Here is a 20,161-nt window from a genome sequence, read left to right on the forward strand (position 1 = left end):
GTCAGAAAATAAGGGCGAGAATGCCGACCACGACCAGCAGGCCGATCAGAAAGATCACACCCACCGTACCACCCAGAAACTTTAGCATTCTCGATCTCCATTGTTTGCGGCGTTCGGCACACGACCCTGGGACCGTGTGCCGCTTTTTCGTCGAAGTGGGAATTACTTTTCGGTCTTGTCCTTGCCGGTCAGGGCGTCCTTGATGCCGCCGATGGCGTTCTGGATCTTGCCCTCGCCTTTGTCGGCCTTGCCCTCGGACTGGAGCTTGCCGTCACCGGTCAGGTTGCCGGCTCCCTCCTTGATATCGCCCTTCATCTTCTTCATCGAGCCTTCGGTCCGATCGTCGCTCATTGTCCGCTCCTTGCTGGATGAAAATCTTGGCGAGCGGGATATGGACAGCGGCGGCCCGTGATCGGTTCCAATAAAAATTCAGGCCCAAGCCAGAACACGATGCCGACACTCTTCGCGGAATTCAGCGGAATGCGCCCGCGTTTAATTTGGAACCGTTTCGCGGAACCGGGTGTCTGTCCCTTCAAGATCCACTGGCCCCGCCAGATGGTGGAGCGTGGACAAGGGGAAGTCATGGATGAGACGGAATGGCTGATCGCACGGGAGGCACCGGGTTTACGGCGCTACGCGCGGGCTCTGGTCAGGGACCGCGACCGCGCCGACGATCTGGTGCAGGAGTGCTTGGAGCGCGCCCTGCGCAAGCGGCATCTCTGGCAGCGCACCGGAAGCATCCGGGGCTGGTTGCTGAGAATTCTGTACAACGTCCATATCAACTTGGCCAAGCGTCACCGGAACGCGCCGCAGACCACCTCGATCGAGGACATCAGCATCGCCCAGCCGGCTCGCCAGTTCGGGCACCTGCAACTTCAGGAGATGGCGCGCGCCCTTGACGAACTCCCCGACCTCCAGCGCGAGACGCTGCTGCTGGTCGTTCTCGAAGGGCTGAGTTACGAGGAGGCCGCCTGTGTGCTCGATGTCCCGGTGGGGACGGTCCGGTCCCGCCTGTCCCGCGCCCGCGAGGCCCTGCAGTCCCTGAACCTCGCCGAGGTGCGCCCCGTCGCCTTGAGACCCGTCGCCTTGAGAAGGGTGAAGTGATGGATGATCACGATGACATCAACGATCTCGACCTGCATGGATACGTAGACGATCGCCTCGACCCCCCGCGCCGTCGGGCGGTCGAGGCATACCTGGACCAGCATCCCGACAAGGCGGAGTGGGTCCGGCGATGCAGGCTTCAGAGCGAGGCGATGCGGGCGCTCTACGGCCCTGTCGCCGAGGAGCCCCTGCCCGGTCGGCTGGCTTCGGTGTTCAAACCGCGACGGCCGGCGCGATTTCCAGGGCTGGTCAGACGAATGGCGCCGCTGGCGGCAACTCTTCTGCTGGGATGCGGACTAGGGTGGTCGGCGGGCGAGTTCCTACCGCGAGCCGATGCGACGACCCCGGTCCTGCGCGAAAGCGTGTCGCTCGCCCATGCCGAAGCGGCACGGGCGATCGTGGCGGACCACATCGCACCCTCCTCGGAGCTGGTGCGGCGGCCGATCAACTGGGTCGAGCAGGCGAGCATGGTCGACCTGCAGGTTCCGGATCTCAGTCGATACCAGTTCAGCCTGGTGGGCAGCCAGGTCACCGCGACGACCAACCGGTCGCAGGCCGCCCAGCTCTCCTACCGGGACGATCGGGGACGGCGGCTGACCTTGCAGATCCAGCCCCGCATTCCCGAGCCGGATCCCGAGATCGTGACCGAGAAACGCAATGATGTTCGCGTCGCCTACTGGGCCGACGGTCCCCTGATGTACGTGATCGCGAGCGATCTGCCGCGCGAGGAGACCTTGGCGGTCGCACGTGGCCTGAACCGGTCCATCCGAAAGATGCCGCCGCCTGAAACCGAAGAGGAGTTCGGCCTCGCCGAGCGGGTACGGTCGTTCTTTCAGATACGCGGATAGACGGAAAGGCGTGGCCCGACACGCCCCGACATTTCATTAGGCCATATTTGGCTCGTGCGGCCAATACAAGGAGCCATCGCCCCGGTGCCGCACGCGACGAAAAAGATCAATCCCATGATCGCTCGAAGGAGGAACCATGCGAACGAACCTGATGCTGACGACCGCGCTCGCCCTCACCGTGGCGGCGCCGCTAATCGCCCTGGCGCGGGATGACGACAGGGCGGGATCGCAAGGCGCGCCGATCCCGGTCGAACGCACCCAGGCGGAGGCCGAAGTCGATACCACCGACGCCGTGCTGGCGGATGACCTGATCGGCCGCACCGTGATCGGCGCCGACGGCGAGTCACTGGGGGAAATCAACGATATCCTGCTCAGCCGATCCGGTGAGATCGAGCGCGTGGTGGTGGGCGGCGGCGGTGTCCTGGGGATCGGGGAGCGGCAGGTGGCCATCCCCTGGTCGGACACCGAAGCCTCGCCCGACCAAGACCGGGTCAGGGTCACCATGACCGCGGAAGATTTCCAGGCCGCACCGGACTACGAGCGTGCGGACGGCGACTCCGGGCTCGTGGGTGCCAACCAGGAGTAGTCTCCCTGAACGGGTGGTGGTTCCGAAGCGAAATCGATGACATGAAAAGGAGAAAGATATGTTCGGTGTGTTCGGTAAAGGTCTCGGCTTCATCTTCCTGGTCGGCCTGACGACCGTCGGTGTGCTGGGCGTGGTTTTCCCACGTGGTGCCAAGAAGGTCGCCGAGGTCGCCTATGACCTGGAGGATGATCAGCAACCCCGGCGCAGGGGCTAGAAGCGCGCGGAGTGGGTTGGGTTCGCCAAGGATGGGCCTTTCATCCGGTCTGTCCATGATGAAGGCCGCATGTTCGTGTCGGTCAACAACCACGATCGGGCACGCCGACCGCCGCTCGCGAACCGTCGCGAACGGCGTCGATGTCCCGGCGGTGGATTGACACCGGCCACCGATACCGGCGTGACGCTAGAGCATCGGCCGGCCGCCGGTCACCGGGATCAGGGCGCCGGTGATGTAGCTGGCGTCGTCGGAGGCCAGCAGGACATAGGCGCCGGCCAGTTCGGCCGGCTGGCCGGCGCGGCCCATCGGGGTGTTGGAGCCGAAGCTCGCGACCTTCTCCTCGTCCATGGTCGAGGGAATCAGGGGCGTCCAGATCGGTCCCGGCGCCACGGCGTTGACCCGGATGCCCTTCTCCGCGACCAAGCCCGCCAAGCCCGCCGTGAAGTTCGCGATGGCGCCCTTGGTGGTGGCGTAGGCCAGCAGCGTTGGCGACGGGTTCTTGTGGTTGATCGACGAGGTGTTGATGATGGAGCTACCCGGCTTCATGTTCCGGATGGCGGCCTTGGACAGGTAGAACTGGCTGTGGATATTGGTGCGGAAGGTGACATCCCACTCCTCGGCGCTGATGTCCTCAATGCTGGAGAAGCTGGCTTGGTGGGCGGCGTTGTTGACCAGGATGTCCAGCTTGCCGAACCGCTCCATCGCCTGCTTGACCAGATCCTCGCAGTGCCGCTCCTCCTTGATGTCTCCCGCCACCACGACGGCCTTGCGGCCGGCCTCCTCGACCCAGCGGGCCGTCTCGCGGGCGTCGTCGTGTTCGTTGTAGTAGGAGATCAGCACGTCCGCTCCTTCGCGCGCGAAGGCGATGGCGACGGCGCGCCCGATGCCGCTATCGCCACCGGTGATGATGGCGGCGCGGCCCTCCAACTTGCCACTGCCCTTGTAGCTCTTCTCGCCGTGGTCGGGCGTCGGGGTCATCTTGGCGGTCGAGCCTGGCATGTCCTGCTGCTGCTTGGGCTGCGGCTGCTTCGGGGCGTCGTTTTTCGGGTCCATGGCCATGTCGGTCTCCAAATCAGGGGTTTGGGGACGCAACAGGCCGGGTGAGGGTCGGTTCCGCGCCGATCCCATCAACTAGAGGTCTGGGTTTTGTTTCCCGGTTGATCCACGTCTGACCTGACGCGCAAGGCGGGAGATGACTTCGAGAAACGTTTCTAGCCGGACGGCGCGGGAGATGGCTTCAGGCGCGGAGGCGCGGCGCCTCGGGGAGCGCCGGGGCCGCCGTCGAGCCGCGAACCACCAGGCGGGTCGGAAAGATCAGCTCCTGCGGTGTCCGGTCGGGCTGGCGTATCCGCTCGATCAGGAGATCGGCGGCGGCGGCGCCCATGGCGCGTTTCTGCAGGTGGATGGTCGTCAGGTTGATCGCCCGGAAGCTGGCCAGTGCTATGTCGTCGAGACCGACCACCGACAACTGCCCGGGAATCGACAATCCGGACTCCAGCGCCGCCTCCATCACGCCGAGCGCGTTGATGTCGCTGCTGCCCATGATGGCGGTCGGCGGCCGGCGCAGGCGCAGGAAGTGCCGTCCGGCGGCGACACCGGTCTCGAACCCGTAGTCGCCCTTGAAGACGAGCTCGTCGTCGACCTTGAGCCGAAGACGCTTGGCCTCCGCCAGAAAGGTCTCCAAGCGCTCGCCCGCCGTGCTGCTGTCGGAGGGACCGCGCACGAAGCCGATGCGCCGGTGCTTCAAGGCATGCAGGTGGTTGATCGCCTCGCTGACGCCGATGACGTTGTCGGAACCGACATAATCATCCGGAAACAAGGGGTTCCGGCGCTGGATCAGCACGAAGGGCGTGGATGCGTCGAGCAAGGCGCGGACGGCCGGGGACGAGACGTGCTGGGAGATCAGCACCATGCCATCGACCTGCCGGTCCAGCAGGGTCCGCATGTGCAGCAACTGCCTCTCCTCGTCGCCGTCCGTGTTGGAGAGCAGCAGCGTGCATTTCTCCCGGATGGCCACGTCCTCGACCCCGCGGACGAAGTCCGGCGAAGAGGGGTTGGCGACATCGGCCACCAGGACGCCGATCGTGAAGCTGCGCTGCATGCGCAAGGCGCGCGCCACGGTAGAGGCCCTGTAGCCCAGCCGCGTGGCGGCCTCCAGGACGGTGGCCCTGGTCTCCTCGCTGACATGGTTCTTGCCGGCCAAGGCGTTCGACACCGTCGACAAAGCCAGCCCCGTCGCCCGCGACACGTCGAGTATGGTGACACGTTTGCGTTCGGTCATTGGCTTGTTCTCCGCTGGTCTCGTTCCGATCGCCTTTCCATCGCGGGGACAGCCCCGGGTACGGTGTGGGCGCTTGTAAGATTCATGAGTTGACGTATCCGCGATCCGATGCCTATCCTGCCATACCAGAAACGTTTTTGGAAAATCGTTTTCCGACCACGGCGAAGATATCCAAGCCCGCCGAACAGAGTGGGCGCCGTAATGGTTCGGAGCGAAAAAGGTGGAGGGAGGAGAGTTTGACCGGGTCATCCAATTCATCAGCCCCGCGTGACGCCATCAACGTCATGAGGAGGCGGAAAGCTCCCCGCGCGCGGCACCGGGTCTGTCAGCGGCTCCCCGCCGGCGGAATCTGACCCAGGCGCCGCCCTCCCCCTTCGTCGGCCATCCCCGTTTCACGACAAAACCAAACGCGCGGCACCGTGCCCGCGCGACGGAGAACACCCATGCCAACAATCGACAGTTCCTCGTCAGATAGCCAAGGCAACCGGCGCAATCTGACCGGCGCCCATGTCTTCGCCCAGGCGCTGAAGCGTCACGGCGTCGAGGTCATCTTCGGCCAGAGCATCCCGTCCGCCCTGTTCCTGGTGGCGCCCGAGTACGGCATCCGCCAGATCGGCTACCGCACCGAGAACGCCGGTGCCGCCATGGCCGACGCCTACGCCCGCGTCTCCCACAAGGTCCCGGTCGTCACCGCGCAGAACGGACCGGCGGCGACGTTGCTGGTGCCGGGACTGGCCGAGGCGCTGAAGGCCTCGATCCCGATCGTCGCCATCGTCCAGGACGTCCACCGGGAGCAGACCGACAAGAACGCCTTCCAGGAACTGGACCATCTGGAACTGTTCAAGGGCAGCGCCAAGTGGATCAAGCGGGTCAGCGAAGCCAGCCGGATCGACGACTACATCGACATGGCGTTCACCGCCGCCGCGTCGGGCCGTCCCGGTCCCGCCGTGCTGATCGCCCCGATCGACCTGTTCAGCGAGGTGCCGAAGGGAGAAGGCAGCGCCCGGATCGCGTCGCTCGGGACGTTCCCGCTGGACCGCACCGTCGCCAACCCGGATCGGATCGCCGAGGCGGCGGACCTGCTGGCGAACGCCAAGGCGCCGCTGGTGATCGCCGGCGGCGGCATCCACATCTCCGACGCGGCCGACGAGTTGGCGGCGCTCCAGGAATTGGCGTCGCTGCCGGTCGCGACCACGGCGATGGGCAAGGGCTCGACCGACGAGGGGCACCCGCTGTCGATGGGTGTCGTCGGCTATTTCATGGGCACGCGGGGCCGCGCCCGGCACCTGCGCCCGATGGTCGAGGACGCCGACGTCATCCTGCTGATCGGCAACCGAACCAACCAGAACGGCACCGACAGCTGGTCGCTCTATCCGAAGTCGGCGCGCTACATCCACCTCGACGTCGATGGCGGCGAGGTCGGCCGGAACTACGAGGCGCTGCGGCTGGTCGGCGACGCCAAGCTGACGCTCCGCGCCTTGTCCGAGGCGCTCGGCGCCCGCGACCTGACGGCGCGGCGCAATGCCCGCCCGGCGGTCGAGCGCCAGATCTCCGCCGGCCGCGAGGCCTCGGAGGCCGACATGCGGCGGACGCTGAAGCTGGACGCGACACCCGTGCGGCCGGAGCGGCTGATGCTCGACCTCGACAGCGTGCTGACGCCCGAGACCATCACGGTGGCCGACGCCAGCTATTCCTCGATCTGGGTCGCCAACTACCTGCGCTCCCGCAAGCCGGGGATGCGCTTCGTGACGCCGCGCGGCTTGGCGGGGCTGGGCTGGGGCCTGCCCTACGCGCTGGGCGCCAAGGTGGCACGGCCAGACGCACCGGTCTTCTGCCTGGTCGGCGACGGCGGTTTCGCGCATGTCTGGTCGGAACTGGAGACCGCGCGGCGCATGGGGCTGAATGTCGTGGTGACGGTGCTGAACAACCAGATCCTCGGCTACCAGAAGCACGCGGAGAAGGTGCTGTTCGGCCAGTACAGCGACGTCTGCGACTTCCAGGCGGTCGATCACGCGGCGATCGCGCGGGCCTGCGGCTGCGAGGGTGTCCGGATCGAGACGCCGGACGCCTTCCTGCCGGCGCTCCGTCAAGCGCTGGCCGCCAACCGCACCACCGTGCTGGACGTCATCACCGACCAGCGGGCCTATCCGCCCGTCACCGCCTTCGAGGCCAACGAACGCCTGTCCTACTGAGCGGGCCGGACGCGAATAGCGGATTGAAATCATGAAGAAACTGCTGAACGACCCCTCCGACTACGTCGACGAGAGCTTGGCTGGCCTGGAGCTGGCGCACCCCGACATCTACCGGCGCGCCGCTGCGTCGCCGCGCGTCGTGACGCGGGCGAAACCGATCCGGCCGGGCAAGGTCGGCGTGGTGTCCGGCGGCGGCAGCGGCCACCTGCCCACCTTCACCGGCTTCGTCGGCCAAGGGCTGCTGGATGCCTGCTCGATCGGCAATGTCTTCGCCGGTCCCAGCGTCGACGACTGCGTCGAGGCCATGAGGGAGGCCAATGGCGGTGCCGGCGTGCTGCGCCTCTACGGCAACTACGGCGGCGACCGGATGAACTTCGACATGGCCGGCGAGATGCTGGAGATGGAGGGCATCGAGACCACGACCGTCCTGGCCGCCGACGACATCGCCAGCGCCGGGCCGGACGAGTGGCGGAAGCGGCGCGGCGTCGCCGGGCTGATCCTGGCCTACAAGACCACCGGCGCCAAGGCCGAGCAGGACGGCGCAACCCTCGCCGAGGTGACGGAGGTCGCCCGCAAGACGACCGAGGCTACCGCCACCATCGGTGTCGGCCTGACCTCGTGCATCGTGCCGGAAGCGGGCAAGCCGACCTTCGCGATCGGCGCGGACGAGATCGAGATGGGTATCGGCATCCATGGCGAACCGGGCATCTGGCGCGGCCCGCTGCGTCCGGCCGACGCCTTGGCCGGCGAGATGGTCGAGCGGCTGCTCGCCGATACCGCCATGGCTGGCGGCGAGCGGGTCGCGGTGCTGGTCAACTCGCTGGGCGCCACGCCGCTGGAGGAGCTTTACATCCTCCACCGCGTCGTCGCGTCGGAGCTGAAGGCCAAGGGCATCACCATCGGCTTCGTCCGCGTCGGGCGCTACGCCACGTCGATGGAGATGGCGGGAGCCTCGATCTCGTTCCTGCGGCTCGATCGCGAGTTGGAAGGCCTGCTGCGCGCCCCCGCCACCTGCCCGTTCTGGAGCAACGAGCCATGACCCTCGACGCCCCCCCGGTCACGGCCAACCTCGTCAAGGCCGTCCTGGAGCGCTGCGCCGATCGGCTGGAGGCGGCGGCCGAGGAGCTGAACGAGCTCGACGGGCGGCTGGGCGACGGCGATCTGGGCGCCACGCTCCAGAAATGCGCGCGCAATGTCCGCGCGGCGCTGCCGACGATGACCGACGACCTGGGCCAAGTCTTCAAGACTTCCGCCATGGCCTGCACCAAGGCGTCCGGCTCCAGCTTCGGCACGCTGCTGGCCGTCGCCTTCCTGACCGTTGCCAAGGCCACCCAGGGCAGGACGGAGATGGCTTGGACGGAGCTGTCGCCGCTGCTGGCCAGCGTCCTCGAAGCCCTGTCGGCGCGGGGCGGCGCGTCATTGGGCGACAAGACGGTGCTCGACACGCTGGACGCCACCGGCAAGTCGATCGAGGGCGTCGACGACCCGGCCGACCAGCACCGGCTGGCGACCGAGGCGGTCGAGGCGACCATCACCGAGTTCCGCGGCAAGCCGAACAAGATCGGGCGCGCCCGGATGTTCGCCGAGCGGTCCATCGGCATGGACGATCCGGGGATGATCGCGTTCCGCCATCTGGTCGCGGCGGCCGGAACCGGAAACTAAGGAAAAAAGGGAGGAGATCGACACATGGCCCGCATCAATCCAGCACTGCGCGAACCGACCTATGACAACGTCCAGGTCGGCGAGCTGATCGGCCCGCTGACCGTGGCCGCCGACGAGCATTATCTGAACCGCGCCCGCTTCGCTCTGGAAGACCATTCCGACGAATACAACAAGGGCCCGGAATCGCTAGTCCCCGCCCCCATGGTCGGTCGCGATCTGGTCGCCCTGTTCTGCGAGGTCTACGACCCCAGCCGGACGGTCGGCCTGCACCAGAAGGAGGAGATCTGGTTCCACGGCGAGATCCCGCTGGGAACCACGATGGAATACACCGGCCGCTACACCGAGAAGTACGAGCGGCGCGGCAAGGGCTACACGGTGTTCGACTGCGAGGCGCGCGAGGCCGGGACAGGCCGCCTGCTGGTGCGCCAGATCAGCACCGAGATCATGCGGATCCCGGAAGGCATCAAGCTGGGAACCGGCTCGGCGCCGGTGACGGAGGGCGCCCAGCGGATCGAGCCGCGCTGGCCTACGGACCGCGAGCCGGTCGCCAAACTGTCGTCCGACACCGAGGTCGGCACGCCGATCGAGCCGCTGAGCCACACCGCGCGGCAAGACCAGATGTCGGTTTTCTCGGGCGAGAGCCAGCAATGGTACAACATCCACACCGACATCGAGGTCGCCCTGAAGGCCGGGTTCCGCGATACCCTGGCGCAGGGAATGATGGAGACATGCTGGGCGGCGCAAATGCTGCGGGCCGCTATCGGCCCAAGCTGGCATCACTCCGGCTGGATCAAGATGGTCTATCTGAAGCCGGTCTTCCGGGGTGACACGATCACCTGCCGGGCCGTCGTCAGCGGCAAGGAAACGGTCGATGGCAAGACCAAACTCACCTTCGAACTGTGGGCCGAGAACCAGGACGGGCAGATGACCGCCGCCGGTTGGGCCAGCGGTCGGCTTGGTTGATCCAAACGAAAAAAGCCTGAACAGGCCGAGGAGACGGGAAAAATGCATACCGAAGCGGTGGCGGACGCCCCCACCAGCATTGACGTCGATCGCAAGACGGTCACCAGGGTGGCCTGGGCCAGCTTCGTCGGCACCTTCATCGAGTTCTACGATTACTTCATCTATGGCGCCGCGGCGGCGTTGATCTTCCCGAAGCTGTTTTTCTCCGGCCTGCCGCCGGTCACTGCCTCGATCGTGTCATTCGCGACCTTGGGCGTCACCTTCATCACCCGCCCGCTCGGCGCCGTGATCTTCGGCCACTATGGCGACACCATCGGCCGCAAGACGATGCTGGTGCTGTCGCTGATGATCATGGGTGTCGCGACCTTCCTGATCGGGCTGCTGCCCACCTACGAGATGATCGGCGTCTGGGCGCCCATCCTGCTCGTCACCATCCGGCTGCTCCAAGGCGTCGCGGTGGGCGGCGAATGGGGCGGCGCCACCACCATGATCATCGAATACGCGCCGGCGAACCGGCGCGGCTTCTACGGCACCTTCGTGCAGTTGGGCAATGTCTTTGGCCTGCTGACCTCGACGGCGGCGTTCGCCGTCGCCTCGTCGCTGGACGAAGCCAGTTTCATGAGCTGGGGCTGGCGCATCCCGTTCCTGGTCAGCATCGTGCTGCTGGCGGTCGGCATGTTCATCCGCCTGCGCATCCCCGAGCCGCCGGCCTTCCAGCGCCTGAAGGAGAAGCGGAAGGACACGACGATGCCGCTGGTCACGGTGTTCCGCAACCACCCCAAGGAGATCTTCGCCGCGGCGGGAATGCGGTTCAGCGAGAACGTGCTGGGTTATCTGATCATCAGCTGGATCCTGTCCTACGCCACGACCACGCTGGGCATCTCGCGGCAGGTGGCGCTGGAGGGCGTCATGCTGGCTGCGGCCTCGGGCATCATCTCCTTCCCGCTCTATGGCCTGCTATCGGATTACATCGGCCGCCGCGCCGTGTTCCTGTTCGGCGCGCTGGCCGCCTGCGCCTACGCCTTCCCGTTCTTCTGGCTGCTCGACACGGGCTCTCCGGAGCTTATGAAAGTGGCGTTGGTGATCGGCTATGGCGTCATCCTGGCGTCGATGTACGCGATCGAGCCGTCCTACTTCTCGGAGATGTTCGCGACCAATGTGCGCTACACCGGCGTGTCGTTGGGCTATCAGCTGGCGTCGATCGTCGGCGGCTTCACGCCCATGATGGCGGCGGGCCTGCTGGCTTGGTCGGGTGGGGCCTCCTGGCCGATCTCCCTGCTGCTGCTGGCGGCGTCGGCGATCACGGCGCTCTGCGTGATCCTGGTCGGCGAGACCTCCCAACGGACCATCGTCGAGTGACGGCGGTTCCACACCTTCCGAACATCCCCTAGCCCAATTCGAATGAGAACAGCATGCCCGGCCCACTCGCAGGTTTGAAAGTCCTGGATCTCTCCCGCTTCATCGCCGGCCCACATTGCGCGATGCAGTTGGGCGATCTGGGAGCCGACGTCGTCAAGGTCGAGCGTCAAAAGGGCGGCGACGATGTCCGCGCCCTGGAGCCGCGGATCGAGGACGAGAGCATCTACTTCATGGTGTTCAACCGCAACAAGCGGAGCCTGACGCTGGACTTCCGCGACGCCCAAGGTCGGGCGCTGCTGAAGGAGCTGATCCGTCACGCCGACATCCTGGTCGAGAATTTCCGGCCGGGAACCATGGAGGCGATGGGGTGCGGCTGGGACGAGCTCCACGCGCTGAACCCGCGCCTGATCATGGCCCGGATCTCGGGCTATGGGCAGGGTAACTCGATGTCGGAGAACCCCTGCTTCGACGGCATCGCCCAGGCGCGCTCGGGCCTGATGGAGATGACGGGAACGCCGGAAGGCCCGCCGACCATGGTCGGGAGCTTCGTGGTCGACTACACCACGGGGCTCTACGCCACGACCGGTATCCTGGCGGCGCTGGAACGGCGCCACCAGACGGGAGAGGGCCAGATGATCGATGTCAGCCTGATGGGTAGCGCCGTCTCGCTGCTGATGACCGCCATCCCGGAAGCCGAGTTGCTGGGCCGCACCATGACCAGGGTCGGCAACCGCGACCGTTATTCGGCGCCCGGCCAGACCTTCCAGGCGGGTGATGGCCGCTGGGTCCATGTGATCGCCGGAAACGCCGCCTACTTCCCCAAGTTCGCCCGGATGATCCAGCGGCCCGAACTGCTGGAGGACCCCCGCTTCGACACCCACGCGGCCCGGATGCGGAACCACGAGGCGGTCGAGGCGATCGTGGCGGAATGGATCTCCCACTTGACCGCCGACGAGGCGGTCGAGCGGCTGGCCCGCGCCGACCTGCCGGTCGCCAAGATCGCGACGATCGACGAGGTGGTCGAAAGCCCCTACATGCGCGAGGCCGGCCACATCGTCGACGTGCCCCACGCCAAGTTCCCCCGCCTGCCGATGCAGGGCCTGCCGGTCCGGATGAGCGAAAGCCCGACCGAAATCCGGCTGGGTGCCCCGGTGCTGGGTGCCGATAGCGAGGCCGTGCTGCGGGACTGGCTGGGTATGACCCCGGCGGAGGTCGAAACGATGCTGGCGGAACGGGTGGTGTGAGGGTTCGCGTCAGAATTAGTGAAAGATCCCGCACTGGCCACTCCGTCGAACTGGATGATCAGAACGTTTTGGCGCCAGCAATACCAGAGACACTAAACAATACTCAGTTCTTAACAAACACCGCACGGTAGATCGAATGCCACCTAGCTATGAATACCCAAAATAACGGCATTCTAACTGTAGGTCGGGTAGAGCGCAGCGGCACCCGACACCAACTCGCCTGCTTGTCGGGTGCCGCTGCGCTCTACCCGACCTACAAGAACAACTGTTCAACCAATCATCGTTTAGTGTCGTTGGTATAAGGCCGATGCTTGGCCAGCGGGAGACCTCGAGCCTCGACATAAGCGTTGGAGGACTCAAGAGCCTCACGGTTCTCCTCGAACCAGTGATCGTCGCCGGGCTTGTCGATCCGCTCACCCAAAGCAGGCTCGCGGCCTCGCCGAGGGGTGACGCCAAGCGCCTTCACCTGTTCCGGCGGTTTCCCGTCCAGTTCCACTCTGGTCGCCCGCCTCGGATTGAAGGTAGCGAACCGCTGACGTCCATCAGGCATCGTTCCTCCAATGAAACCGCACATCCATCATACACGTCACGGTGGGCGGGTGCGAGTGACCGCCCCATTCCCGCACGCGTCAAATTGGCTGGATCATCATCGCCCTGACCCACCGCTTGCGTGACGCTGCCCAAGGCTATAGGTAATACCAAGACCACCAAGGGTATTACCGAGGCGATCATGGCCACGACAGTCACGACAAAGGGACAAGTCACCATTCCCAAACCGATCCGCGACAGGTTGGGAATCGGTCCCGGCAGCGCGGTCGAGTTCGAGATCGCACGGGATGGCCGCGTCGTCCTGGCGAGGGCGGATGGGACGGCGCCGCCGAAAAGCCGGTTCGAGCGCCTGCGGGGAAGAGCCACCGCGGGCCTGACCACGGACCAGATCATGGCGCTGACCCGCGGTGAGGATTGAACCCCCGTGACACTGATCGACACCAATGTCCTCCTTGATCTCGCCACGGACGACCCGGTTTGGGCGGACTGGTCCATCCGGCAACTGGATACAGCCGCCGTCACGGGGCCGCTAGTCATCAATGACATCGTCTACGCCGAACTGTCGGTGGGGTTCGAGCGGATCGAGCAACTGGACGAACTGCTCGATGACGCCGGGGTGACCTTGAACGAGATCCCGCGCGAAGCCCTGTTCCTGGCCGGCAAGGCGTTCCGCCGCTACCGGTCGGCGGGAGGTGCCCGTAGCGGCGTCCTCCCGGATTTCTTCATCGGCGCCCATGCCGCAGTCCTTGGTCTGCCGCTGCTGACACGCGACGCCAAACGGGACCGGACATATTTCCCATCGGTGATCATGGTGACCCCGGACTCCGACTCACCAGGATGAGCTTGGGCGTGCCGAGCCCATCCGCGCCCGTCACCTTGGGGCGCGAGCGGAATGCCAGCCCGACCGTCACCGCGTCCCGATCGGGACGTGGCTCGCGGCGAAGGCGAAGGTGAACTCGGACCAGTCGTTGATGATATGCGCGCCTGTCGAGACCCAGAGGTTGCGGGTCCAGATATAGGACAGGGTGAGGATGACACGGGCGGTTCCGATGACGCCGAGGCACTGGGCCCAATGCCAGTCGTAGGTCGGCAGGTGCGCCGCGGCGAAGAGAAACGAGGAGCCCAAGAGGGCGACGGCGATCCCGGCGGTCCGGCTCAGCCCCAGGTGTGAGGTGGCGAGCCACAGGAGCGCCAGGAAAGGCAGGATCGACAGAAGTTCCTCGCCCAGCAGCTGGGGGAGCGTCGGGATGAGCCGCAGGACGAACGCGGTGCCGGACATCGCGCCCATGCCGGCGACGACAGGATTGGACGCCACCGAACCAAGCAGGTAGACCGTCACGCCCGCCGCCAGCGAGGCGATGATGGCGAGGATGCCGAACAGGAACATCTGCCCGACCTGTTTGAGGCCGACCGGACCGAACAGCGCCGTCCAGTGCCGCTTGGTCAGGTGGGCCAGCGCCAGCAGCGGGATCGCGGCGAACAGGGATGCCGGGACCAGCGTGGCCGGGAAGGTCTCGGCCGGGATGGTGATCAAGGCGGTGAAGGCCACGGCCACGCTGAGCATGAGGAGGACCCAGCCTCGACCCGTTATGGGAACCGGGTGGCCGTCGCAATAGGGGAAGTCGGCGCGGGCGGTCATCGTTCCTCCGATATTCCTCGAATTTCGGGGGGCCGTCGCGGCCTCATTCGACGTGGATGGTCAGCTCGTATTTGGCCGTCTCTCCGCGCCGCGCGGCGTTTCGCATCAGGTAGACGTCGATGACGTAATCCCCGCTCGCCGGCACCGCGAGGGAAGCGCCGTTGCCCTCGGTGGAGCCAATGAAAAGCGCCTCGTTGGCGTTCGGGGCCGTGATGTTGAAGTAGTTGCTGGCGTTGCTGGTATCGAGCTGGACGCTCATCTTCTGCCCGGCGCGGACCCTCAACGAGTAGCGCACGCTGTGATCGCCCTTGATCGAGTCCCGTATGGTGGTGCCGGAGGTTCCCGGCGCGAAACGCACTGTTTCCTGTCGGACATCCTGTGCGAAGGCCACCGAAGGCATCGCCATGGCGGCGGCGATGATGAGGGTTCCGATGATCCGCATGATCGTTTCCCATGTCGCGAGGCCGGGCACGGTAAGCCGCGCGTGGGTTGTTGTCTACGATCTTTAGTCGAGTGGGCCTTGGTCCAGTGATCGGTGCCGCTCCAGCGCGTCGGCACCGCCATTCATGAATGGCGGATATAGGCTCATGCGGAATTGGGCCACTGGTCGCGGCTGTGCGGAGCCCCATCTGCTGAAGCACGGCATCGTCGCTCCAGCGGCGTCTCCCCATTCGAGCAACTCCCGGCACCGCGTTCACGCATCCGGCCGAACCCGATCACGATCCCATTCGGCCACGGCGTGACTTCAAGCGGCACGGAACGGAGGACGACATGCAGACCCCCGACACACCAAGCCCCGACGCGTCCGGCGGCACCGCCGAAAACGCGGATGCGGTCAGCCTGGATGACCTGAGTTTATCCCGGCGGGACCTGATGGTGGGAGCGGCCGCCTCGGCGGCGGTCACCGCCGTTCCCTCCTTCGCCAGCGCGCAAGCCGCCGCCAGTGCCCCAAGAGCCGTCAACACGATGGCGCCGGTTTCCTCCAGGGTTTCTTTCACCGTCAACGGACAGGTCCACGCCTTGGATCTGGATCTGCGGACCACGCTGCTCGACGCGCTGCGCGAGCACCTGCGGCTGACCGGCACCAAGAAGGGCTGCGACCACGGCCAGTGCGGCGCCTGCACCGTGGTGGTCGAGGGCCGCCGGATCAATTCGTGCCTGACCCTGGCGGTGATGCACGAGGGCGACAGCATCACGACGATCGAGGGGCTTGGCACGCCGGACGACCAGCACGCGATGCAGGCCGCGTTCGTCAAGCACGACGGCTATCAGTGCGGCTACTGTACTCCTGGGCAGATCTGTTCGGCCGTATCGGTCCTGGACGAGATCAAGGCCGGCATCCCGAGCCATGTCAGCGCCGATCTGACCGCCGCACCCCAGGTGACGGCGGACGAGATCCGCGAACGCATGAGCGGCAACATCTGCCGCTGTGGCGCCTATTCCAACATTCTCGACGCTATCACCGAGGTTGCCGGGAGGCAGGCATGAGATCCTTCACCTACGAGCGCGCATCCTCGCCAGCCGAGGCGGCGGCCGCGGCGGCGCGGACATCGGGAGCCAAGTTCATCGCGGGCGGCACCAACCTGCTCGATTTGATGAAGCTTGAGATCGAGACCCCGACCCATTTGATCGACGTGAACGGGCTGGCCCTGGACAGGATAGAGGCGACGCCGGACGGCGGCTTGCGGGTCGGCGCCCTGGCGCGCAACACCGATCTTGCCGCCGATGGACGCGTGCGGCGCGACTATGCCTTGCTGGCGCGGGCTCTGCTGGCCGGCGCCTCCGGGCAATTGCGCAACAAGGCGACAACGGCGGGCAACCTGCTCCAGCGCACCCGCTGCCCGTATTTCTATGACACCAACCAGCCGTGCAACAAGCGCGAGCCGGGCAGCGGCTGCTCGGCGATCGGCGGCTTCACCCGCCAGTTGGCGGTGATTGGGACGAGCGGGGCCTGCATCGCCACCCATCCGAGCGACATGGCGGTCGCTATGCGGGCGCTGGACGCCACGGTCGAGACGGTCTCCCCCGAGGGCGCCACGCGGGCGATCCCGATCGCGGAGTTCCACCGGCTGCCGGGCGACACGCCCCATGTCGAAACGACGCTGGCGCCGGGCGAGCTGATCACCGCCGTGACCCTGCCCCGGCCGGTCGGCGGCACGCATGTCTACCGCAAGGTGCGCGACCGGGCGTCGTATGCCTTCGCCCTGGTCTCGGTCGCCGCCATCGTCCAGCGCGACGGCAGCGGGCGTGTGGCGCTGGGAGGCGTGGCGCACAAGCCCTGGCGGGTCGAGGCTGCGGAGGCCGACATGCCGCGCGGCGCCAAGGCGGTGACCGCCGGGCTGCTGGCCGGCGCCCAGCCGACGCATGAGAACGCGTTCAAGTTGCCGCTGGTCGAGCGCACGCTCGCCGCGGTGCTGACCGAAGCGAGGAGTTGAGGCTATGAAGTTCGATACCCCCGCGACCACAAACCCGATCGACCAGTTGAAGGTGGTCGGCAAGCCGGTCGACCGGATCGACGGGCCGCTGAAGACGACGGGAACGGCGCCTTACGCTTATGAGCGGCATGACGTGGTTCCGAACCAAGCCTATGGCCATGTGATCGGCTCCGCCATCGCCAAGGGGCGGATCGCCTCGATCGACCTGACAGACGCCCGGCGCGTTCCCGGCGTGCTCGCCATCGTCACCGCCGACAACGCGGGCAAGCTGGGCAAGGGCGACTACAACACCGCGACGCTGCTGGGCGGGCCTGAGGTCGAACATTACCATCAGGCCATCGCCCTGGTCGTGGCGGAGAGCTTCGAGCAGGCGCGCGCGGCGGCTGGGCTGGTCCGGGTCGATTACGTTCGGGCGGAAGGCGTGTTCGACCTGGCGGCGATCAAGGACGGGATGGAACCGTCGGAAGCCGCCGGGGCCGATAGCGAGGTCGGCGACTTCGCCGGAGCCTTCGCCTCGGCGCCGGTCCAGTTGGACGCGACCTACACGACGCCCGACCAGACCCACGCGATGATGGAGCCGCCGGCTTCGATCGCGGCGTGGCGCGGCGACCGGCTGATCGTTTGGACCTCGAACCAGATGATCGACTGGACCGTGGGCGATCTCGCCAAGACGCTCGGGATTCCCAAGGATCGGGTCACGCTGGCCTCGCCGTTCATCGGCGGCGGCTTCGGCGGCAAGCTGTTCCTGCGGGCCGATACCGTGCTTGCGGCCTTGGGCGCCCGCGCGGCTGGGCGGCCGGTCAAGGTGGCGCTGACGAGGCCGATGGTCGCCAACAACACGACCCACCGGCCGGCGACGATCCAGCGCATCCGGATCGGTGCCACTCCGGATGGCAGGATCACGGCGATCGGCCATGAGAGCTGGTCAGGCAATCTGGAGGGCGGCAAGCCGGAGAACGCGATCCAGCAGACGCGCCTGCTCTACGCCGGGGCCAACCGGCTGACCGGCAAGCGGCTGGGCGTGCTCGACCTGCCCGAGGGCAACGCCATGCGGGCGCCGGGAGAGACGCCGGGCCTGATGGCGCTGGAGATCGCCATGGACGAGATGGCGCATAAGCTGGGTATCGACCCGGTCGAGTTCCGCATCCTCAACGACACCCAGGTCGATCCAGAGAAGGCCAATAGACCGTTCTCCCAACGTCAGTTGGTGGAGTGCCTTCGGCTGGGTGCCGACAAGTTCGGCTGGAACAAGCGCGACCGGCGGACGGGCCAAACGCGTGATGGCCGCTGGCTGGTCGGCCAGGGAGTCGCGGCGGCGTTCCGCAATAACCAAGTGACGGAATCGGCGGCGCGCGTCCGGCTCGACAACCAGGGCATCGTGACGGTCGAGACGGATATGACCGACATCGGCACCGGCAGCTACACCATCATCGCGCAGACGGCGGCGGAGATGATAGGGGTGACGCTCGACAAGGTGGTGGTGCGGCTAGGCGACTCCAACTTCCCGGTCTCGGCCGGATCCGGTGGCCAATGGGGCGCCAACTGCTCCACCGCCGGCGTCTACGCGGCTTGCGTCAAGCTGCGCGAGGCGGTGGCGCGAAACGCCGGCCTGAACCCGGTCGAGGCGGCGTTCTCGGACGGTCGTGTCAGCGCGGCTGGCCGCTCCGTCACCCTGGCGGAGGCGGCGGATGGTGCCGGCATCGTCGCCGAGGATGTCATCGAGTTCGGCGATCTGGCCAAGAAGTACCAGCAGTCGACCTTTGGCGCGCATTACGTGGAGGTCGGCGTCGATGTGGCGACGGCGGAGATCCGCGTGCGCCGGATGCTGGCGGTCTGCGCTGCGGGGCGCATCCTCAACCCGAAGTCGGCGCGCAGCCAAGTGATCGGGGCAATGACCATGGGTGTCGGCGCGGCGCTGATGGAGGATCTGGTGGTCGACAAGCGCCACGGCTTCTTCATCAATCACGACCTCGCCAGCTACGAGGTGCCGGTCCACGCCGACATCCCGAGCCAGGAGGTGATCTTCCTGGACGAGACCGATCCGATCTCCTCTCCGATGAAGGCCAAGGGTGTCGGCGAGCTTGGGCTGTGCGGCGTCGGGGCCGCCGTCGCCAACGCGATCCACAACGCGACCGGGGTGCGGGTCCGCGACTATCCGGTGACGCTCGACAAGTTGCTCGCGGGCATGCCCGAGGTTTGATTCGGTTTCCCTGGTGAAAAGGGTGTTTTCAGGATGAGGAAACTCGCGGTTTCCGTTCTCATGTCGTCGCTGCCCGCCTCGGGTTAAGACCTTGGTCGCCGGGATCGTCGAGGCTCAGGAGCGGCGGCCCGCCGGCCGGGTGGCGCCGCCGCAGGTCTACGCCGTGGCGCCGTCCCTCGGGGACTTGACGGACGAGGTGCTGTTCGGCGATGTCTGGCTGCGGCGGGAGTTGGCTCCCCGCGACCGCAGCGTCGTCACGGCCTCGGCGCTGATCGCCATGGGGCGCACAGCCCAGGTGGGCGGGCATGTCGGGCGGGCGCTCGACAATGGCGTGACGTCGGAGGAGATCGGCGGGATCATCACCCGTCTCGCCTTCCATTCCGGCTGGCCGAACACCATCTCCGCCGTCATGGCGACCAGGGAGGTGTTCGACGCACGCGGCATCGGCGACGTCGCCGCCAACGCCGGGGAGCCGCTGGCGTTGGACGCGGCGCGGGAGGCCGCGCGGGCGGCGATGGTGGACAGTTCGATCAGGCCGATCACCCCGACACTGGCCGACAAGTCCCAGCATATCGTCATGCCCGGACTTGATCCGGACATCTCCTCTCAGGAGGTTCATGGGCGGACCATAGGCTTGGGACTGAATTCACCATGTCAGTTTCAGCCGACAGATACGCGGATAAAGTCCGGGATGACGGATGTAGAGGTGGCGGAGTTAAGTCTGCGAATACGAAGTGAGGAATCACCAGACCACCACGGTGACGACGAACGCGGTTTCCCTGCCAGCTGGGGAACCGTTAACTATCGGGATACCGTGTTCAGCTCCGGCCACACCTGCGATTTCACACCTCACCCGTCGGGTTGATGTGCCGAGGAGCCGGGATC

Annotated in this window: 23 protein-coding genes; 16 read left to right on the forward strand and 7 right to left on the reverse strand. The window is 66.4% G+C overall.

From position 1 onward, the window contains the following. Position 1 precedes the first annotated feature (1 nt). Entirely contained in the window at positions 2-88 is an 87-nt protein-coding gene (locus tag N825_RS41165) for a small membrane protein YohP (RefSeq protein ID WP_157619015.1), read from the reverse strand. A gap of 74 nt (positions 89-162) precedes the next feature. Then, positions 163-351 carry a CsbD family protein gene (locus tag N825_RS05205; RefSeq protein ID WP_037448004.1) on the reverse strand — a complete coding sequence of 63 codons (189 nt, stop codon included), beginning with the start codon at positions 349-351 and terminating at the stop codon, positions 163-165. Positions 352-582: 231 nt separating this feature from the next. Here N825_RS05205 and N825_RS05210 point away from each other — a divergent pair, with 231 nt between their 5' ends. The 4 genes from N825_RS05210 (at position 583) to N825_RS38695 (ending at position 2,752) form a co-directional block, all read left to right on the forward strand. Further along, positions 583-1,104 carry an RNA polymerase sigma factor gene (locus tag N825_RS05210; RefSeq protein WP_051511640.1) on the forward strand — a complete coding sequence of 174 codons (522 nt, stop codon included), beginning with the start codon at positions 583-585 and terminating at the stop codon, positions 1,102-1,104. Then, positions 1,104-1,952: an anti-sigma factor family protein gene (locus N825_RS05215; protein ID WP_037448007.1), complete on the forward strand. Its 849-nt coding sequence runs from the start codon at positions 1,104-1,106 to the stop codon at positions 1,950-1,952. Before N825_RS05210 ends, N825_RS05215 begins: the two co-directional genes overlap by 1 nt. Before the next feature lie 136 nt (positions 1,953-2,088). Then, on the forward strand, positions 2,089-2,538 hold the full coding sequence (locus tag N825_RS05220) for a PRC-barrel domain-containing protein (RefSeq protein WP_051511575.1): 450 nt from the start codon (positions 2,089-2,091) through the stop codon (positions 2,536-2,538). A 58-nt stretch (positions 2,539-2,596) separates the two neighbouring features. After that, on the forward strand, positions 2,597-2,752 hold the full coding sequence (locus N825_RS38695; protein WP_157618993.1) for a hypothetical protein: 156 nt from the start codon (positions 2,597-2,599) through the stop codon (positions 2,750-2,752). A gap of 186 nt (positions 2,753-2,938) precedes the next feature. On the opposite strand, the gene N825_RS05225 is transcribed toward N825_RS38695, so the two are convergent. Together N825_RS05225 and N825_RS05230 are read right to left on the reverse strand one after the other, a co-directional pair. After that, complete coding sequence (locus tag N825_RS05225; protein WP_037448564.1) at positions 2,939-3,805, reverse strand: SDR family oxidoreductase; 867 nt, start codon at positions 3,803-3,805, stop codon at positions 2,939-2,941. 184 nt (positions 3,806-3,989) lie between these two features. Continuing rightward, positions 3,990-5,033: a LacI family DNA-binding transcriptional regulator gene (locus tag N825_RS05230; protein ID WP_037448010.1), complete on the reverse strand. Its 1,044-nt coding sequence runs from the start codon at positions 5,031-5,033 to the stop codon at positions 3,990-3,992. A 443-nt stretch (positions 5,034-5,476) separates the two neighbouring features. Between N825_RS05230 and N825_RS05235 the strand changes: the two genes are divergently transcribed. From N825_RS05235 to N825_RS05260, 6 genes are read left to right on the forward strand one after another with little or no spacing between them, the layout of a single operon-like run. Next, complete coding sequence (locus N825_RS05235; RefSeq protein ID WP_037448012.1) at positions 5,477-7,225, forward strand: acetolactate synthase catalytic subunit; 1,749 nt, start codon at positions 5,477-5,479, stop codon at positions 7,223-7,225. 31 nt (positions 7,226-7,256) lie between these two features. After that, entirely contained in the window at positions 7,257-8,264 is a 1,008-nt protein-coding gene (locus N825_RS05240) for a dihydroxyacetone kinase subunit DhaK (protein WP_037448014.1), read from the forward strand. Beyond that, a complete protein-coding gene (locus tag N825_RS05245) occupies positions 8,261-8,887 on the forward strand; it encodes a DAK2 domain-containing protein (RefSeq protein ID WP_037448017.1) in 627 nt (208 codons plus the stop codon). The genes N825_RS05240 and N825_RS05245 overlap by 4 nt, the downstream gene beginning before the upstream one ends. 24 nt (positions 8,888-8,911) lie before the next feature. Continuing rightward, positions 8,912-9,850 (forward strand): MaoC family dehydratase, encoded by a 939-nt coding sequence (locus N825_RS05250; protein ID WP_037448019.1) that lies wholly within the window; start codon positions 8,912-8,914, stop codon positions 9,848-9,850. 42 nt (positions 9,851-9,892) lie between these two features. Continuing rightward, positions 9,893-11,209, forward strand: coding sequence for an MFS transporter (locus N825_RS05255; RefSeq protein WP_037448021.1), 1,317 nt, complete (start codon positions 9,893-9,895; stop codon positions 11,207-11,209). A 53-nt stretch (positions 11,210-11,262) separates the two neighbouring features. Beyond that, complete coding sequence (locus N825_RS05260) at positions 11,263-12,453, forward strand: CaiB/BaiF CoA transferase family protein (protein WP_037448024.1); 1,191 nt, start codon at positions 11,263-11,265, stop codon at positions 12,451-12,453. A 277-nt stretch (positions 12,454-12,730) separates the two neighbouring features. Here the strand turns inward: N825_RS05260 and N825_RS37725 are convergent, their stop codons facing one another. Then, positions 12,731-13,003 (reverse strand): type II toxin-antitoxin system CcdA family antitoxin, encoded by a 273-nt coding sequence (locus tag N825_RS37725; RefSeq protein WP_084164369.1) that lies wholly within the window; start codon positions 13,001-13,003, stop codon positions 12,731-12,733. Between the two features lie 180 nt (positions 13,004-13,183). Between N825_RS37725 and N825_RS05265 the strand changes: the two genes are divergently transcribed. Both N825_RS05265 and N825_RS05270 read left to right on the forward strand, forming a co-directional pair. Next, on the forward strand, positions 13,184-13,420 hold the full coding sequence (locus N825_RS05265; protein ID WP_037448567.1) for an AbrB/MazE/SpoVT family DNA-binding domain-containing protein: 237 nt from the start codon (positions 13,184-13,186) through the stop codon (positions 13,418-13,420). Between the two features lie 6 nt (positions 13,421-13,426). Further along, positions 13,427-13,843, forward strand: a complete 417-nt coding sequence (locus tag N825_RS05270; protein WP_037448026.1) for a type II toxin-antitoxin system VapC family toxin — start codon at positions 13,427-13,429, stop codon at positions 13,841-13,843. A gap of 66 nt (positions 13,844-13,909) precedes the next feature. Here N825_RS05270 and N825_RS05275 read toward each other — a convergent pair whose 3' ends face one another. Beyond that, a complete protein-coding gene (locus N825_RS05275) occupies positions 13,910-14,641 on the reverse strand; it encodes a CPBP family intramembrane glutamic endopeptidase (RefSeq protein WP_037448028.1) in 732 nt (243 codons plus the stop codon). Between the two features lie 43 nt (positions 14,642-14,684). Next, positions 14,685-15,083 carry a DNA breaking-rejoining protein gene (locus N825_RS05280; protein WP_037448570.1) on the reverse strand — a complete coding sequence of 133 codons (399 nt, stop codon included), beginning with the start codon at positions 15,081-15,083 and terminating at the stop codon, positions 14,685-14,687. Positions 15,084-15,412: 329 nt separating this feature from the next. Between N825_RS05280 and paoA the strand changes: the two genes are divergently transcribed. The 4 genes from paoA (at position 15,413) to N825_RS05300 (ending at position 20,141) form a co-directional block, all read left to right on the forward strand. Then, positions 15,413-16,129, forward strand: coding sequence for an aldehyde dehydrogenase iron-sulfur subunit PaoA (paoA, locus tag N825_RS05285; protein ID WP_084164372.1), 717 nt, complete (start codon positions 15,413-15,415; stop codon positions 16,127-16,129). After that, on the forward strand, positions 16,126-17,076 hold the full coding sequence (locus N825_RS05290) for an FAD binding domain-containing protein (RefSeq protein WP_037448031.1): 951 nt from the start codon (positions 16,126-16,128) through the stop codon (positions 17,074-17,076). The genes paoA and N825_RS05290 overlap by 4 nt, the downstream gene beginning before the upstream one ends. 4 nt (positions 17,077-17,080) lie before the next feature. Then, positions 17,081-19,276, forward strand: a complete 2,196-nt coding sequence (gene paoC / locus N825_RS05295; protein ID WP_037448035.1) for an aldehyde oxidoreductase molybdenum-binding subunit PaoC — start codon at positions 17,081-17,083, stop codon at positions 19,274-19,276. Positions 19,277-19,367: 91 nt separating this feature from the next. After that, positions 19,368-20,141: a carboxymuconolactone decarboxylase family protein gene (locus N825_RS05300; protein WP_051511577.1), complete on the forward strand. Its 774-nt coding sequence runs from the start codon at positions 19,368-19,370 to the stop codon at positions 20,139-20,141. Positions 20,142-20,161 lie beyond the last annotated feature (20 nt).

It is taken from the genome of Skermanella stibiiresistens SB22, assembly GCF_000576635.1.
Lineage (GTDB): Bacteria > Pseudomonadota > Alphaproteobacteria > Azospirillales > Azospirillaceae > Skermanella > Skermanella stibiiresistens.

Excerpts from the sequence above, each read along its gene's own strand:
- N825_RS41165 (WP_157619015.1), bottom strand. The coding sequence starts at position 88 with ATGCTAAAGTTTCTGGGTGGTACGGTGGGTGTGATCTTTCTGATCGGC.
- N825_RS05205 (WP_037448004.1), bottom strand. The coding sequence starts at position 351 with ATGAGCGACGATCGGACCGAAGGCTCGATGAAGAAGATGAAGGGCGAT.
- N825_RS05210 (WP_051511640.1), top strand. The coding sequence starts at position 583 with ATGGATGAGACGGAATGGCTGATCGCACGGGAGGCACCGGGTTTACGG.
- N825_RS05215 (WP_037448007.1), top strand. The coding sequence starts at position 1,104 with ATGGATGATCACGATGACATCAACGATCTCGACCTGCATGGATACGTA.
- N825_RS05220 (WP_051511575.1), top strand. The coding sequence starts at position 2,089 with ATGCGAACGAACCTGATGCTGACGACCGCGCTCGCCCTCACCGTGGCG.
- N825_RS38695 (WP_157618993.1), top strand. The coding sequence starts at position 2,597 with ATGTTCGGTGTGTTCGGTAAAGGTCTCGGCTTCATCTTCCTGGTCGGC.
- N825_RS05225 (WP_037448564.1), bottom strand. The coding sequence starts at position 3,805 with ATGGACCCGAAAAACGACGCCCCGAAGCAGCCGCAGCCCAAGCAGCAG.
- N825_RS05230 (WP_037448010.1), bottom strand. The coding sequence starts at position 5,033 with ATGACCGAACGCAAACGTGTCACCATACTCGACGTGTCGCGGGCGACG.
- N825_RS05235 (WP_037448012.1), top strand. The coding sequence starts at position 5,477 with ATGCCAACAATCGACAGTTCCTCGTCAGATAGCCAAGGCAACCGGCGC.
- N825_RS05240 (WP_037448014.1), top strand. The coding sequence starts at position 7,257 with ATGAAGAAACTGCTGAACGACCCCTCCGACTACGTCGACGAGAGCTTG.
- N825_RS05245 (WP_037448017.1), top strand. The coding sequence starts at position 8,261 with ATGACCCTCGACGCCCCCCCGGTCACGGCCAACCTCGTCAAGGCCGTC.
- N825_RS05250 (WP_037448019.1), top strand. The coding sequence starts at position 8,912 with ATGGCCCGCATCAATCCAGCACTGCGCGAACCGACCTATGACAACGTC.
- N825_RS05255 (WP_037448021.1), top strand. The coding sequence starts at position 9,893 with ATGCATACCGAAGCGGTGGCGGACGCCCCCACCAGCATTGACGTCGAT.
- N825_RS05260 (WP_037448024.1), top strand. The coding sequence starts at position 11,263 with ATGCCCGGCCCACTCGCAGGTTTGAAAGTCCTGGATCTCTCCCGCTTC.
- N825_RS37725 (WP_084164369.1), bottom strand. The coding sequence starts at position 13,003 with ATGCCTGATGGACGTCAGCGGTTCGCTACCTTCAATCCGAGGCGGGCG.
- N825_RS05265 (WP_037448567.1), top strand. The coding sequence starts at position 13,184 with ATGGCCACGACAGTCACGACAAAGGGACAAGTCACCATTCCCAAACCG.
- N825_RS05275 (WP_037448028.1), bottom strand. The coding sequence starts at position 14,641 with ATGACCGCCCGCGCCGACTTCCCCTATTGCGACGGCCACCCGGTTCCC.
- N825_RS05280 (WP_037448570.1), bottom strand. The coding sequence starts at position 15,083 with ATGCGGATCATCGGAACCCTCATCATCGCCGCCGCCATGGCGATGCCT.
- paoA (WP_084164372.1), top strand. The coding sequence starts at position 15,413 with ATGCAGACCCCCGACACACCAAGCCCCGACGCGTCCGGCGGCACCGCC.
- N825_RS05290 (WP_037448031.1), top strand. The coding sequence starts at position 16,126 with ATGAGATCCTTCACCTACGAGCGCGCATCCTCGCCAGCCGAGGCGGCG.
- paoC (WP_037448035.1), top strand. The coding sequence starts at position 17,081 with ATGAAGTTCGATACCCCCGCGACCACAAACCCGATCGACCAGTTGAAG.